Origin of the sequence: Bacteroides sp. D22, from assembly GCF_000163675.1 — a bacterium.
GTDB classification, from domain to species: domain Bacteria; phylum Bacteroidota; class Bacteroidia; order Bacteroidales; family Bacteroidaceae; genus Bacteroides; species Bacteroides xylanisolvens.
On sequence record NZ_GG774803.1, the window covers coordinates 191,574 to 206,609 of the forward strand.

At 43.1% G+C, this 15,036-nt stretch carries 11 protein-coding genes; 6 read left to right on the plus strand and 5 right to left on the minus strand.

The genetic code is table 11. The features are described from left to right. Window positions 1-407 precede the first annotated feature (407 nt). The 4 genes from HMPREF0106_RS14570 to HMPREF0106_RS14555 all read right to left on the minus strand — a co-directional run bounded on the left by HMPREF0106_RS14570 (window position 408) and on the right by HMPREF0106_RS14555 (window position 3,501). Complete coding sequence (locus tag HMPREF0106_RS14570; protein ID WP_009039727.1) at window positions 408-1,160, minus strand: copper homeostasis protein CutC; 753 nt, start codon at window positions 1,158-1,160, stop codon at window positions 408-410. 65 nt (window positions 1,161-1,225) lie between these two features. Next, window positions 1,226-2,761 (minus strand): ribonuclease Y, encoded by a 1,536-nt coding sequence (gene rny / locus HMPREF0106_RS14565; protein ID WP_004313412.1) that lies wholly within the window; start codon window positions 2,759-2,761, stop codon window positions 1,226-1,228. A gap of 123 nt (window positions 2,762-2,884) precedes the next feature. Further along, window positions 2,885-3,175 carry a cell division protein ZapA gene (locus tag HMPREF0106_RS14560; RefSeq protein ID WP_009039728.1) on the minus strand — a complete coding sequence of 97 codons (291 nt, stop codon included), beginning with the start codon at window positions 3,173-3,175 and terminating at the stop codon, window positions 2,885-2,887. An 11-nt stretch (window positions 3,176-3,186) separates the two neighbouring features. Further along, window positions 3,187-3,501, minus strand: coding sequence for a hypothetical protein (locus tag HMPREF0106_RS14555; RefSeq protein ID WP_004304743.1), 315 nt, complete (start codon window positions 3,499-3,501; stop codon window positions 3,187-3,189). A gap of 436 nt (window positions 3,502-3,937) precedes the next feature. Between HMPREF0106_RS14555 and HMPREF0106_RS0124535 the strand changes: the two genes are divergently transcribed. Beyond that, a complete protein-coding gene (locus tag HMPREF0106_RS0124535) occupies window positions 3,938-4,141 on the plus strand; it encodes a hypothetical protein (RefSeq protein WP_032811806.1) in 204 nt (67 codons plus the stop codon). Between the two features lie 147 nt (window positions 4,142-4,288). Here HMPREF0106_RS0124535 and HMPREF0106_RS14550 read toward each other — a convergent pair whose 3' ends face one another. After that, complete coding sequence (locus HMPREF0106_RS14550; protein ID WP_004313409.1) at window positions 4,289-5,311, minus strand: LacI family DNA-binding transcriptional regulator; 1,023 nt, start codon at window positions 5,309-5,311, stop codon at window positions 4,289-4,291. 330 nt (window positions 5,312-5,641) lie between these two features. Here HMPREF0106_RS14550 and HMPREF0106_RS14545 point away from each other — a divergent pair, with 330 nt between their 5' ends. The 5 genes from HMPREF0106_RS14545 to HMPREF0106_RS14525 are packed head-to-tail and all read left to right on the plus strand — an operon-like array spanning window position 5,642 to window position 15,018. After that, entirely contained in the window at window positions 5,642-6,961 is a 1,320-nt protein-coding gene (locus tag HMPREF0106_RS14545) for an FAD-dependent oxidoreductase (protein ID WP_009039729.1), read from the plus strand. Window positions 6,962-6,975: 14 nt separating this feature from the next. Further along, complete coding sequence (locus HMPREF0106_RS14540) at window positions 6,976-8,766, plus strand: sodium:solute symporter family protein (RefSeq protein WP_009039730.1); 1,791 nt, start codon at window positions 6,976-6,978, stop codon at window positions 8,764-8,766. 31 nt (window positions 8,767-8,797) lie between these two features. Further along, complete coding sequence (locus HMPREF0106_RS14535) at window positions 8,798-10,162, plus strand: BACON domain-containing protein (RefSeq protein WP_009039731.1); 1,365 nt, start codon at window positions 8,798-8,800, stop codon at window positions 10,160-10,162. 5 nt (window positions 10,163-10,167) lie between these two features. Next, window positions 10,168-13,254: a SusC/RagA family TonB-linked outer membrane protein gene (locus HMPREF0106_RS14530; RefSeq protein WP_004304773.1), complete on the plus strand. Its 3,087-nt coding sequence runs from the start codon at window positions 10,168-10,170 to the stop codon at window positions 13,252-13,254. A gap of 24 nt (window positions 13,255-13,278) precedes the next feature. Continuing rightward, on the plus strand, window positions 13,279-15,018 hold the full coding sequence (locus tag HMPREF0106_RS14525; RefSeq protein WP_009039732.1) for a RagB/SusD family nutrient uptake outer membrane protein: 1,740 nt from the start codon (window positions 13,279-13,281) through the stop codon (window positions 15,016-15,018). Window positions 15,019-15,036: the final 18 nt, after the last annotated feature.

Consider the following 15,036-nt stretch of genomic DNA (forward strand, 5'->3'; position numbering starts at 1 on the left):
GAAGATCGGTGTAGCGTTATTACTGAACCTCTGACAGTAGAACTTCAGTGAAGACTGATAAACATCGCAGATATACATATATATTTTTATAAGTTTTAGCTCTTTCTCCTTGGGAATCATAATTAGAATAATGAGTGGTTTTATTCTTCTAACATACTGATTTTCAAGGAGATTAAGAAATAAATAAATGAGATAATTAATTGAATAATAACAATTTAACTAACTGAATCAGCTAGTGATTTCAACTACTGATTCGCATAAATAAAAGTATAACAGTTTCTTGAGATACTGTTGGTAATGATGCAAAAAAAGAAATGGTGAACAAAAGGCTTGAAGGCTGTATGTTCACCATTTCTGTCTTGTATTAGTACTATTATGAGACGATATCTCATCCCTTGCTGCCATATTTATCCATGTAAAGCGGCATCAATCGTTTCTTTTACTCTTCGTATGGAAGTTACGTTTCGTTCGTATTCGTTGATGTGTACCGTGCCTCCCATGGAGACGGCTTCATTTTTGAATATCATTTCGCTCTGAATACTTTCACGTGCCGAGAAATGAAACTCGTTGATTCCGGTTTCTGCGGCAATGCGTGCGATATTATTTTCATTTACTCCGCATCCGGCGAGTAATGTGATTCTTCCGGCAGCCTGTTTCTGTAACTCTTCTAAAAGGGGGATTCCCAGTTCAGCCGTAGGTTGTTGGCCGGAAGTCAGAATACGGTTACATCCCAGTTTGATGATCTGTTCCAATGCTCTCTGCGGGTTATGGCATACATCAAATGCCCGGTGAAAAGTCACAGATAGCCCTTGAGCCGCTTCCATTAGTTTCTGCATTACTGGCAAGTCTACTTCACCCTCTGCTGTCAGACAACCGAATACCACTCCGTCTGCCCCTAATTTTCGCGCCATTTCGATATCTTTCAGCATTGTCCGGATTTCGATATCCGAATACAGAAAATCTCCTCCACGAGGCCGGATAATAACGTGTAGTCGGGTATGAGTCAGTACTTCCCTTGCGATGGCGATCTCACCATAGGAGGGCGTTGTTCCACCTTCCGGTATTCCGGCACACAGTTCCACACGGTCTGCTCCACCTTCCTGTGCGGCCAGGCAACTTTCCACTGAATTGGTACAAATCTCAAATTGATACTTTCCCATAGTTATGATATTAAAAAAGGGCGAATTTCTTCGCCCTTATATGAATCTTCTTTTGAATCGTTACGTTATTTAGCGAAACTTACCGCACGTGTTTCACGGATGACGGTAATCTTCACTTGTCCCGGGTAAGTCATTTCATCCTGGATCTTCTTGGCGATTTCACCTGACAGGCTTTCTGTCTGCTTGTCGTCAATCTTATCTGCACCAACGATAACGCGGAGTTCGCGTCCTGCCTGGATAGCATACGTCTTTGTTACACCCGGATAAGCCATTGCTAGCTGTTCGAGATCGTTCAGACGCTTGATATAAGCCTCTACGATTTCGCGGCGTGCCCCCGGACGTGCACCGGAGATGGCATCACATACTTGTACGATAGGAGCCAGCAGACTGGTCATTTCTGTTTCGTCATGGTGAGCACCGATAGCGTTGCAGATATCCGGTTTTTCTTTGTATTTCTCGGCAAGTTTCATACCCAGCAATGCGTGTGGCAATTCTGGTTCTTCATCAGGCACTTTACCAATATCATGCAGCAAACCTGCACGTTTTGCTTTCTTCGGGTTCAGTCCCAGTTCTGATGCCATCACAGCACAAAGATTGGCTGTTTCGCGTGCATGCTGCAACAAGTTCTGACCGTATGAAGAACGATATTTCATCTTACCGATGATACGGATCAATTCAGGATGCAGACCGTGGATACCCAAGTCGATGGTCGTACGTTTACCCGTTTCGATAATTTCTTCTTCCACCTGTTTGCGTACTTTAGCTACCACCTCTTCGATACGGGCCGGATGGATACGTCCGTCAGTCACAAGCTGATGCAGGGCCAAACGGGCAATTTCACGGCGAACCGGGTCGAAGGCAGAAAGAACGATTGCTTCCGGAGTATCGTCTACAACGATTTCAACACCGGTAGCAGCTTCCAGAGCACGGATATTACGTCCTTCACGTCCGATAATACGTCCCTTGATTTCATCCGATTCGATATGGAATACTGTAACAGAGTTTTCAATGGCAGTTTCCGTAGCCACCCGTTGGATAGACTGGATAACGATACGTTTGGCTTCTTTGCTGGCAGTTAATTTAGCATCATCCATAATGTCGTTGATGAATGATTGTGCCTGCGTTTTAGCTTCTTCTTTCAGTGATTCTACCAGGCGTTCTTTGGCCTCTTCGGCAGACAATCCGGAGATTGCTTCCAGTTTATCGATTTCCTGCTGTTGCAGTTTATCGAGTTCTTCTTTTTTCTTGTCAACAATCACAAGTTGCGCTTCCAGATTCTCTTTTACCGCTTCGGCTTCCATCTTTTTACGTTGGATTTCTTCCTGACGCTGGCTAAGTACCATTTCACGTTGCTTCAACTTGTTTTCCGCTTGCTGAATCTTCTGATTCCGCAATGCTACCTCCTTTTCAAGGTCTGCTTTCTTATTCAGGAATTTCTCCTTCACTTCCAGCAGCTTGTTTTTCTTAATTACTTCCGCTTCCGTCTCCGCTTCTTTCAGGACATTATCGTATTTGGATTTCAGTACATACCGGAATAGTATATATGAAAGGACTCCTCCTACGATGAAGCAAGCAATTGCTGTTGCTATTATTGCTATCATTCTACATTTAATTTAAGTATATAAATAAAAACGCACCGCCAAATATCAAAGCAATTATTTTTGCTTGGATATTGTGCAGTGCGTGGTTGTTTTATCTCTTATCAGCGAATAGCCGGTCGGGATTTATTTTTCCTTAAAATAATCCTCCAGCAATTCTGTCAGTTCTTTTACCTTCTCCACATAGGGGCTGGTATCATTACGTTGCATCAATTGCAGTCTCTCTAACGAGAACTGATAGGCTACCATGGCAATAATTTTTTCGGGTTCCAGATTTTTATAGACTTCCCGATACTTATTAAGCCTGATATTTACCTGCTTGGCGGCTTCCCGTACCATTTGTTCTTCCTCACGGTTGATGGTTAACGGGTAGTTTGAGTCTGCTATCTGCAGGTTTATCTTTATTTTATCGTTCATACATCTTCTTCTTATTCATTCAACAAAGCGATGCATTTATCGACTTCACGCACTAATTTTGACAATCGCAGCTTCGTCTCTTTTACGTCGCTGCCGTTAAGGCTGATTGCCGTAGCTGTTTTTAGGTTTGTATAGCTGACTTCCAATTCATCGTATTGAGCTTGTACCTTCTCGTTTTTCAGCTTTTCATTTTCGAGAAGCTTCTTCAACTCGGCATTTTCACGCTTAAGTTCATCGTGCAAATAAATCAAATGCCGTAGTTGCGTTTCAAAGGAATTCAATAACTTTTTTTCTTCTTCTGTCATCACTACACCAAAATTGTACACAAAAATACGATTAACTCTGATATTACAAAAACTTTTCGGGAGAAAATGTTCTTTTTAGCCTAAATTAGCTATGAACGGAGGGGAAAGTAGAGTATTGCATAGGAAGCAAATACAGCCTGCTTATAATATTATGGTATATTTTAAATTAATGCGAATTAGTAATTGAAAATGAATTGTCATTCATTTTTGTACGATTCTGAATCATTACAAAATCGATTAAATTTTTCTACTGGGTATTTATTTTCAATCTTTCTATTTCTTCTTTCACCTTTTCTCTGTCTCTTCGATGAATAAGGAGTTTGCGGGTGAAGAGTAACAATTTCACCATCTCTTCACCTGTAGCGAGTAGTTTCAAAAATAGTTTCAAGGCTTGAAACAATCTGTTTCACACCGAGAAACACTTCGTTTCGCTACTTGAAACAAAGTGTTTCCCGCCTTGAAACTTTTAGTTTCAAACAAGGTTGAAACTAATTACGAAATAGCTTTACTAATTTTACTCAATGGTGGAATCTGGAGGCTGCAATTTGATTTGATTCACGATGAAGAGCAGGTGAAGGGGCGGCTATTCACCTACAAACTGCTTGTTTATCGGCCATACAGAAGAAAAGTGAAGGAGCTGGAAGAATTGGACGTATTATAGAGAAAGAGCATTGAATGATTCAAAACTATATAAATCTGAATTCTTCTTTTTTGTTGGTATCGTAAAAGATTACTATTCAGCAAACTTTTGTAACTTCGGTATGTTTTTCAGGAAAGTATTAAGATATAATATCTGGTAGATAAGTCATTAATATACCTCCAAACGTGGCGTCGATGCACGCATTTTGATTTCCGCATCCAACACGATTGAATGATTGGGAGATGCCGGATCTTTGATTTTCTCTAAAATAAGTTCGGCAGCTTTTTTCCCCATCTGGTACAAAGGCGGTTCTACTGTAGTCAATTTGGGATAGACTATGTTGGAAAGTTCAGTTCCTGAAAAACTGGCTACGGCGATTTCTTCGGGTATTTTTTTTCCAAGTTCCCTCAATCTGTTCATAGCTCCAATAGCCAATGTTTCCGTAAAAGCGAAAATAGCATTGAAAGGAATATTTCTTTCCACTAATATATCCGCTGCTTTTTTCCCTTCTTCAAAAGTCATACCGGTTTTTATCAGCATATTATTCTTATCAAAAGGAATCCCGAATTTAGCCAAAGCGTCTTTGTATCCTCTGACACGTTCTATGGAGTTGTAAATATCGTCCGGTCCCTGTATATGAACAATCTGTTTGCGTCCGCTTCGGATCAGACTTTCTACGAGAAAGAATGACTTCATATAATCGTCCACTATTACTTGCGGAACTTCAAGTCCATAGGGAATACGATCATAGAACACCATAGGCATTCCCGCTTGCTGTAAACGAGCATATTCCTCCTTATTCCTTTTATAACTGCAAAGACAGATGATGATGCCATCCACCATGAATCCTTCCATCAGTTGCAGGTTCTCTTTTTCTTTTTCCGGATCTCCTCCCGACTCTGCAATAATCACCTTTATATTTTTGGTGTGAAGCACTTCTTGTATGCCGTTTATTACTCGTGAAGCAAACGGCGTAACCATTTCAGGAACGATCACCCCCACGGTATTGGTATGTCCGTATTTAAGGTTGATTGCTACAGGGTTGGGTCTATATCCCAATCTTTTAGCTGCTTCTATCACCTTTTCTTTCGTTTCTTTACGGATATTCTTGTCATCTCCCAATGCACGAGATACAGTGGAGACGGATATTGACAAATGTCGAGCGATGTCTTTTATGGTTATATACTTCATGCTGAATGATTGTTTAAATCAAAGCAAAGATATTGATTTCAAACAATAAATCCTAATATTGGAGTAAAATACGAATCCCATTTGCCTTTGTGTAATGCTTTTGTAACGTTTGCAGATTTTGGGAACGTTCCCGCAATCGTTTGCAGGCAAAAGAGTTAGGAAAAAACTTTTTTTCAAGCTCTTGTTCTTTATCTTTGCTACATCAACATGATGTCGAACTAAAGAAAAAGAACTATGAAAACACACCTCTTTTCTTATAAGTGCGGTCGAAAGCACATCAAAGTTTACCATCTATTTGAATTGGTAATAATTAAAGGATAAAAAACGGTCATGGACAAGAAAGTACGAAGTATAGAAATTTCGAAACGGGTTCCAATTGTGGGCAACTACGATGTAGTTGTCTGCGGTGGTGGGCCAGCTGGTTTCATTGCGGCCATTGCGGCTGCTCGCAGTGGTGCGAAAACTGCTGTTGTGGAACAATATGGTTTTTTAGGTGGAATGGCTACAATGGGGCTTGTTACTCCTTTGAGTGTTTTCACCTATAATAATGAAAAGGTGATAGGCGGTATTCCATGGGAATTTATCGAACGGCTGGAGAAGATGGGAGGCTGTATCATTGAGAAACCTCTTGGCAATGTAGCTTTTGATCCGGAGCTTTACAAGCTTTTATGCCAGCAAATGATACTGGAAGCCGGTGTGGATATGTATATGCACTCTTACTTAAGCGGTTGTCAGGCAAAAGACGGCAAAATATCCTGTATCTTCTTTGAGAATAAGAATGGGACAGAGGCCATAAGTGCCGATATGTATATCGACTGCACTGGGGATGGTGACCTTGCCGCTATGGCGGGTGTTCCGATGCAAACTGATGAATGTAAACCGCTGCAACCTCTTTCCACCTATTTTATATTAGGAGGTGTGGATACAGATTCGCCCATGATAATTGATGCCATGCACCATAATAAACAAGGGCAGAATTGTCATTGCATTGCAGTTCGTGAGAAACTTCTAGCAATGAAAGAGAAGCTTGGCATCCCCGAGTTTGGAGGTCCTTGGTTTTGCACCACTCTTCGTCCGGGCGAAGTAACGGTTAATATGACCCGTACTGCAGGAAATGCCATCGATAATAGAAATTTTACCGCAGCGGAATGTCGCTTACGGGAAGATGTATTTAAAATAGCACGAATCTTTAAAGAGAACTTTGAAGAGTTTAAAAACAGTTATGTGACGACCGTCGCCGTACATGCCGGTATTCGTGAGACACGTCGTATCAAAGGTGTACATACCATTACAGCAGAAGAATATGTGAATGCTTATAAGTATCCTGATAGCATATCACGCGGCGCACATCCTATAGATATCCATGTCGCTGCAGGTGCGGAACAGAGCGTAACTTTCCTTAAAAAAGCGGCGTATGTACCTTATCGCGCTCTTATAGCTGAAGATTTTCCGAATCTGCTCGTAGCGGGACGCTGTATTAGTGCCGATAAGACTTCCTTTGCGTCACTTCGCGTTCAGGCAAGTTGTATGGGGGTAGGACAAGCCGCAGGAGTAGCAGCCGCACAATGTATAAAGGCAGGTGTGACCGTACAAAAGGCTGATATTCACAATCTCATAGAGGAATTGAAGAAACTTGGAGCAATTATATAAAGAAGAACCAGAATATGGAACAGTTAGATTATATTATTATTTTACTCTACTTTCTCGGACTGATTGCCGTGAGTGTTGTGATGTCCCGGAAAATCAAAAACTCCGAAGATATGTTTATTGCCGGGCGAAATTCTTCGTGGTGGCTGTCGGGAGTCTCTTCCTACATGACTATCTTCTCGGCAAGTACCTTTGTCGTTTGGGGAGGCGTTGCTTATAAATCGGGACTTGTTGCGGTAGTTGTTGCACTTTGTCTTGGCATAGCATCGTTTATTGTCGGTAAATGGATCTCGGGCAAATGGCGGGAGCTACGTATTAAATCGCCGGGAGAATTCCTTACCATCCGGTTCGGACACCGCACGGTGAGTTTTTACACAATTTCAGGAATTATAGCCCGTGCGGTGCATACGGCAGTGTCTCTGTATGCGGTAGCGGTTGTGATGTGTGCATTAATCAAAGTTGATGGTGGCAGTATTTTTGCAAGTACGGGTATGATGGGTGATTCACCGATGGGTTACCTAAGTATTTGGTGGGCGCTTCTTATCCTTGGTGCCATCGCTCTTGGATACACCATTGCCGGAGGATTTCTTGCGGTACTAATGACTGATGTAATTCAGTTCGGAGTACTTCTGGCCGTGGTTGTATTTATGATACCTCTTTCATTTAACGCGGTAGGAGGCGTAAGTGCATTTATTGATAAGGCCAGTGAGATACCGGGATTCTTCTCGGGCACATCTCCGACCTATACATGGGGGTGGCTTTTACTGTGGATATTTCTCAATGTGTCTATGATTGGCGGTGACTGGCCGTTTGTACAGCGATACATAAGCGTGCCTACTACAAGAGACGCAAAAAAGAGTACTTATTTAATCGGAATTCTTTATATCGTCACTCCTCTCATCTGGTATCTTCCTACCATGATTTATCGTGTGATGGAACCCGGACTTGCGCTTGATTTGGATGCAACCACAATGACTTTCAACGGCGAACACGCTTATGTGAATATGAGCAAACTCGTGCTCATGAAAGGAATGGTCGGCATGATGTTGGCAGCGATGCTATCGGCCACATTGAGTAATGTTTCGGGTATTTTGAATGTATATGCCAATGTATATACTTATGATATTTGGGGACACAAAGAGAAAAACCGTCAGGCAAATGAGAAAAAGCGTATCAAGGTAGGACGTCTCTTCACATTTGTCTTTGGACTTGTGATAATCGCCTTGTCAATGCTCATTCCTTTTGCCGGAGGTGCCGAAAAGGTGGTAGTAACCCTTCTTACTATGGTGATGTGTCCTTTATATATTCCGTCGATATGGGGACTGTTCTCGAAGCGGCTGACAGGCAACCAACTTATTTCTGCAATGATTCTTACCTGGCTCGTTGGTATTATGGCTCGCGTCATAATTCCCGCCTCCGTTATTAGTCCAAGCCTTATAGAGTCAGTTGCCGGTTGTGTACTTCCTGTACTTATCCTTGCAATCATGGAAGTTTGGTCGGCACGTAAAAAGTATGAAGACAATGGTTATCAAGCCATTTGTGAATATACTGATCCTGAAGCCGATCGCGAACCGACATTAAAGGAGAAGAAAGCGGTATTAATCTATTCGCATTTGGCTGTTAACTGCTTCTGTATTACCATTGGTGTCGTTGCGCTCTTACTGATAGGTCTGCTTATTGCCGGTGATCCGAAGACTCTTGCGGTCAAAGGAATTGTGATAGGAAGTATCGTACTGATGATTGCCATGATACTTGCTTATGTGATATACAGAATTATATATGCAAGACGTCTGAAAATGTCTAGCTAGTCAATTATTAATAACCCTAAATACTAATCAAATGAATCTAAAGATGTTATTGTTTGCAAGTGTGTCGCTTGTGCTTTTTGCATCTTGTCATAACTCGGATGATCCGTATATGACACTCGCGACAAAGACACTTGATGTAGAAGCAGAAGGTGGGCTTTTCACTGTTGACCTTTCATCTAATGTCTATTACAGAGTCAATAACGATTGTCAGACCGATGGAAGCGATAGCCATTGGGCAGTTGTTGATTCGCATGAGACACAAGGTGAGATTACTAAGTTTACAATCAAAGTCTCTGAAAATTCATCGACTAGTTCACGTGTCGGTGCCATTCGTTTCATTGGCGATGATGTAACTCCTCTAAAGCTGGTTATTACCCAAAAGATGATTGTTCCGAAAGGTATCAGTCCTATCACCGAATCGATTGACGCAACTACAACAGAATCTTCGTTCAAAGTCTTTGGAGATAAGGAGTGGAAGGCTGTGTGTACAGATGCGGATGTGACCGTTTCTCCTGCAAATGGGGTAGGCGAATGTGATATTAAACTTACTTTCCCGGAGAACAAGACATTTACCAAAAGGACAATTAAAGTAACGGTAACCATCCAGGATGATACAGACTATACCTATACTCTTGTACAAGATGCTTTCTCGGGCATTTTGGCTGATTGGGACTTGAATAGTTTAACTGCCAACACAAGTGGAACATTTGCTGATGATGAGGCACAATCGGTATTCCCGGGAACCAATGGCAAGTATATTGCTCCGAGTGCCGGAAGTGGTAAGATTGAGTATTGGGCATGTGACCGGACAGGTTATGTAGAGCAGAAAGTCGTATGCAGCCGTGCCGTGGGTGCTAATGGTGACCCGTATGTATCAGGAGCTATTCCGGGTGATTATTGGTATGTCTATGGGGATATGAAAGGTACGACCATTCCTGCCGGTACCAAGATACACTTCTATTTTGTGACCAAATTAGGAACGATGTGTTCCAACTACTGGATGATCGAGTTCAAGGATGGAGAAGAATGGAAACCGGCTCTTCCGACTTCGACTCTTCAGGAAAGTGCGACAGAGACACTGTCGGGTGCACCTATCAATTACTCGGCGACTATTACCTACAACTTTGCGGGAATGTTGCTCGATAGCAGTAACAATGGCGCATATATCCCTGCCGAAGGAATATTTACCACGACTAAGGATATGGATGAGATTGTGCTAAGATTCGGACAGGCAGGCCGTTTATGTCTTAGTGGTGCCAGATATGCCGGAAAATATATTGACTGGACACATGCAAGCGGCCAGACACGTTTTTCAGCGCAACATCCAAGTAACCCTGAAACAGGTGCGGCAATCAAAGAGTATAACCAACATGTATTGCTTGAAATCGTAGAATAAATAGTATGAAAAAAAGTATATTAAGCCTGTTATTGGCATGTTTCCTGCAAATCAATCTGGCTTTTGCACAGAATGTAATGAAGGGTGTCGTTAGCGATGCCAATGGTCCTCTTGTCGGAGTGGTGATCCACGATAAAGACAATGCAAAAGGTACTACCTCCGATATGTCGGGAAAGTATGCGCTCAATGGCGCTGAATCAGGCCATACAATAGAATTCCGTTATCTTGGTTATGTGACCGAGACTGTGGTGTGGGATGGTAAGAGTGTAGTAAATATAAAACTTAAAGAGGATGCTGTACAACTTGAAGAGACAGTTGTTATCGGCTATGGATCTGTAAAAAAGAAAGATCTTACAGGTGCGGTCGGTGTAATCAACAGTTCGCTTATCGAGAAACAGAGCACGTCTCAACTTTCACAATCTTTGCAAGGACTGATTCCGGGACTGACGGTTACCCGTTCGAGCAGTATGCCGGGGGCAAGTGCTACGGTTCAGGTGCGTGGTGTGACAACAATGTCTGATTCGAGTCCGCTTATCCTTGTCGATGGTATGATGGTCAGTAGCCTCGACAATATAGCAAGCGAAGACGTACAGCAGATTACTGTACTTAAAGATGCAGCTTCTGCATCCATCTATGGTGCCCGTGCTGCTGCCGGTGTTATCTTGATAACGACTAAGGAGGCAACCGAGGGACAACTTTCGATCGGTTATAACGGAGAGATTTCGTTGTCTTCTCCTACCGAATTTCCGAAATTCCTGACCGACCCTTATCACTACATGACAATGTATAACGAATGGTCGTGGAACGATGCCGGTAATCCTGCGGGAGGCGAGTTTGCCAACTATTCACAGGACTACATCGACAACTATGCTACCAACAACAGGTATGATCCCATTCAATATCCTATCTATGATTGGAAAGACGCTATTCTTTCGAATACTGCTATGCGCCATAAGCACAACTTGACCATGACGTATGGCAACAAGGTAATCAAGAGCCACACTTCCGCTACCTACGAAAATGCCGACGCTATCTATAAAGGTTCAAACCACGAAAGAATCTCTATCCGTTCGCGTAATAATCTCAAGATTAGTGATAAGCTCTCCGGTTCTATCGATTTCTCGGTACGTTATGCCACGAAAAATGACCCGACTTCCGGTAGTCCGATTCGTGCAGCTTATATGTATCCTTCCATTTATTTGGGACTTTATCCGGATGGCCGTGTTGGTCCTGGTAAAGACGGCAGTCTTAGCAATACGCTTGCCGCCTTATTGGAAGGCGGAGAGAAGAAGACCGTATCCAACACAATGACCGGTAAATTCTCGTTGAGCTATAAGCCCATAAAAGATTTGACCCTTACTGCCAACCTGACTCCTACCGTCGGAACTGTTTCGATCAAGGAGATGAAGAAAGCCATACCTGTTTACGATGCATACGAAACCGATGTTATGCTGGGATATGTTTCAGGATATACTTCCAATTCGCTAAGTGAAGAACGCCGTAACATCAAATCATTGGAGAAACAATTCATCGCTACATACGACAAGACCTTCAGCAAGGTACATAACTTCAATGCCATGGTCGGTTATGAAGATTATAGTTATACGTATGAAACGATGTCGGGATCGACCAACGATATGTCTTTGTCTTCTTTCCCTTATCTTGATTTGGCGAACAAGAATGCTCTTGCCGTAGCCGGCAATTCTTATCAGAATGCATACCGTTCATTTTTTGGCCGTGTCATGTATAATTACGACAGCCGTTACTACCTCCAGCTCAATGCTCGTGAAGACGGATCTTCACGTTTTCACAAGGATCACCGTTGGGGATTCTTCCCGTCCGCATCGGTGGGTTGGGTCATCTCTAACGAGAAGTTCATGCAAAACATAACCCCGATAAACTATCTGAAGTTCCGTGCCTCTATCGGTACGCTCGGTAACGAGCGGATTGGAAATTATCCTTATCAGACATACATTTCGTTCAATAATGCCATTATGTATGACAGTGCAGGTTCTACGCCCCAATCTTCGATGTCTGCCGCTCAACAGGATTATGCGTATGAGAATATCCATTGGGAGAAAACACAGAGCTGGGATATAGGTGTGGATGCCGCTTTCTTTAACAATCGTCTTGACTTTAGCGCAGACTATTATTATAAGAAGACAACAGATATGCTCTTGTCAGTGGCAATCCCGTCGTTTACAGGTTATTCGGCACCTGACAGGAACGTAGGTAAAATGCATACCCGTGGTTGGGAAGTGAAACTCGGCTGGTCTGACCGTATCGGAGATGTAAATTATGCGGTAAGTTTTAATATCTCTGATTACAAGTCTATAATAGATAATCTTAACGGCAAGCAGCAGTTTAACAGCGATGGTACCATTATTACCGAAGGCGCAGAATATAACTCCTGGTATGGATATAAGACTGCTGGTTTATTCCAGACCGCAGAGGAAGTCAGTGAAAGCGCTCTGCTTTCGGCTTCTACCAAACCGGGTGATGTGAAATATGTAGATGTCAGCGGTCCGGACGGCACTCCTGACGGAATTATCAATGAGACATACGACCGCGTAGTGCTTGGCAGCTCATTGCCACACTATCTATATGGAGGTTCTATTAGTTTGGGCTGGAAAGGTCTCTCTTTCTCCTTACTCTTCAATGGTGTCGGGAAACAACTTTCACGCCTCACCGAAAGTATGATTCGCCCCATGCAGGGACAATGGCTTCCGGCTCCGTCAGTCCTTCTGAACGACAATGGCAGCCGTAATTATTGGAGTGTATATAATACTGCAGAGCAGAACGCGGCAGCCAGCTATCCCCGTTTGAGTCATCAGGGCGGTGAATACAACAACTACAAAATGTCGGACTACTGGCTCAAGAGTAGTGCCTATATGCGTATAAAGAATATCAACGTTGGCTATACAGTTCCTAAAAAAATCGTCTCTAAAGTCGGAATCAAGGGACTTCGGGTGTACGTCAATATCGATGATCCATACTGCTTTGATAGTTATCTTTCGGGATGGGACCCTGAAGCAGGCGCTTCTACCTATATCACACGCACTTATACATTTGGAGTGGATATCAAATTCTAATGGAGTATGAAAAAATTACATAATATGAAAAAAATACATGTATTGATTTGCATGATAGCTCTTCTATCTGTAACTTCTTGTGTGAACCTCGATCTGAATCCTCCTTCAGCTGCATCCAGCGAAAACTGGTTCTCGTCACCGGAGGAAGTTCGAATCTCGTTGAACGATTTTTATCGCAGTACCTTCTTTGTTATAGAAGAAGGTTGGACGCTGGACCGTAATACGGATGACTGGGCGCAACGAACCAACATTTACACCATTGCGGCAGGTTCACTGAATGCGTCTTCTACAAGTAATCCTAACATCAAGACTGTTTGGAGTTACACGTATAAGAACATTAGTCGTGCCAACCGGATTTTGGAGGCGCTCGACAAACTTGAAGGCAAATATTCCACCACTGAACTGAATACGCTTCGTGCCGAAGCCCGTTTTTTCAGAGCATTTGCTTATTCACGTTTGATTACTCTTTGGGGAGATGTTCCTTTCTACGTGACTTCGATTACTCCGGAGGAAGCATTTGAGATGGGGCGTACCGACAAAGCTGTCGTTCTGAAACAAATTTATGAAGATTATGACTATGCCGCAGAAAATTTGCCGGCCGCAAATAATAATAGCGGCGCCACCCGTGTGGACAAAGGAACGGCTTATGCTTACAAGGCGCGTACCGCTCTCTATCAACACGACTACGGGACTGCCGCAAAGGCTGCGCAAGACTGTATGGATCTGGAAGTATATGACTTGGCCCCTGATTATGGTGAACTTTTCCGCGACAAGACAAGAGGAAGCAAAGAAGTTATTTTCTCTGTTGCTCACTCAAGCGACCTTGAGTTGGATGAAAACGGTAAACCTACTACACAGGCTATCGGTTCCTTTATTGCCCGTTCGGCAGGCGGTACACATAATGCGCAACCTTCGTGGGAACTTCTTGCTGTCTACGAAATGACGAATGGCAAGACGATTGATGAACCGGGCAGCGGTTTTGATCCTCACGATCCATTTGCCAACCGTGATCCCCGTTGCCTGGAAACATTTGCTGCTCCCGGCAGCCGTATCTATGGTATTGAGTGGAACCCTGCGCCAAACGCACTCGAAGTAATGGACTATACACAAAATCGTATGATTACAAACAAAGATTCCAAAGGCGGTTCGGATGCTTCCAACTGTGCTTACAATGGTTGTTGCCTGCGCAAAGGCGCGCAAGAGTCATGGCGTACTACTTTGTATAACGACAACCCCGTCATTCTCATGCGTTATGCCGATGTATTGTTGATGTATGCCGAAGCTAAGATTGAACTGGGGGAGATTGACGCTACTGTCATTGCTTGCATCAACGATGTCCGTGCCCGTGCTTATGGCACCACCCGTACACAAACCAACGACTATCCGTCCATCACGACAACCGATCAGACGGCATTGCGCAAAGTGCTCCGTCGTGAGCGTCGTGTGGAGTTTGCATGGGAAAATCTACGCTATTTCGATTTGCTTCGTTGGCATCAGTTTGAGAATGCTTTCGGACACAATATGTACGGATTTACCCGTACAGCCAACAGGGCAAAGGAATACTTTGCGGCAGGCAACTGGTTTTGGCCGGAGACTCCGACATTTGACAAAGACGGATTTCCTTCTTTTGAAGCGATGGCCGACGGAACCTATATCGTCCAGCATGGTGAACGTAAGTATGATGAGAAGATTTATTTGTGGCCATTGCCAAGTGATGATGTATTGATAATGAATGGCAAACTTGTTCAAAATCCAGGGTACTAACTTTATTAAATAAATGAT

Excerpts from the sequence above, each read along its gene's own strand:
- rny (WP_004313412.1), bottom strand. The coding sequence starts at position 2,761 with ATGATAGCAATAATAGCAACAGCAATTGCTTGCTTCATCGTAGGAGGA.
- HMPREF0106_RS14540 (WP_009039730.1), top strand. The coding sequence starts at position 6,976 with ATGGAACAGTTAGATTATATTATTATTTTACTCTACTTTCTCGGACTG.
- HMPREF0106_RS14525 (WP_009039732.1), top strand. The coding sequence starts at position 13,279 with ATGAAAAAAATACATGTATTGATTTGCATGATAGCTCTTCTATCTGTA.
- HMPREF0106_RS14570 (WP_009039727.1), bottom strand. The coding sequence starts at position 1,160 with ATGGGAAAGTATCAATTTGAGATTTGTACCAATTCAGTGGAAAGTTGC.
- HMPREF0106_RS14545 (WP_009039729.1), top strand. The coding sequence starts at position 5,642 with ATGGACAAGAAAGTACGAAGTATAGAAATTTCGAAACGGGTTCCAATT.
- HMPREF0106_RS14535 (WP_009039731.1), top strand. The coding sequence starts at position 8,798 with ATGAATCTAAAGATGTTATTGTTTGCAAGTGTGTCGCTTGTGCTTTTT.
- HMPREF0106_RS14550 (WP_004313409.1), bottom strand. The coding sequence starts at position 5,311 with ATGAAGTATATAACCATAAAAGACATCGCTCGACATTTGTCAATATCC.
- HMPREF0106_RS14530 (WP_004304773.1), top strand. The coding sequence starts at position 10,168 with ATGAAAAAAAGTATATTAAGCCTGTTATTGGCATGTTTCCTGCAAATC.
- HMPREF0106_RS14560 (WP_009039728.1), bottom strand. The coding sequence starts at position 3,175 with ATGAACGATAAAATAAAGATAAACCTGCAGATAGCAGACTCAAACTAC.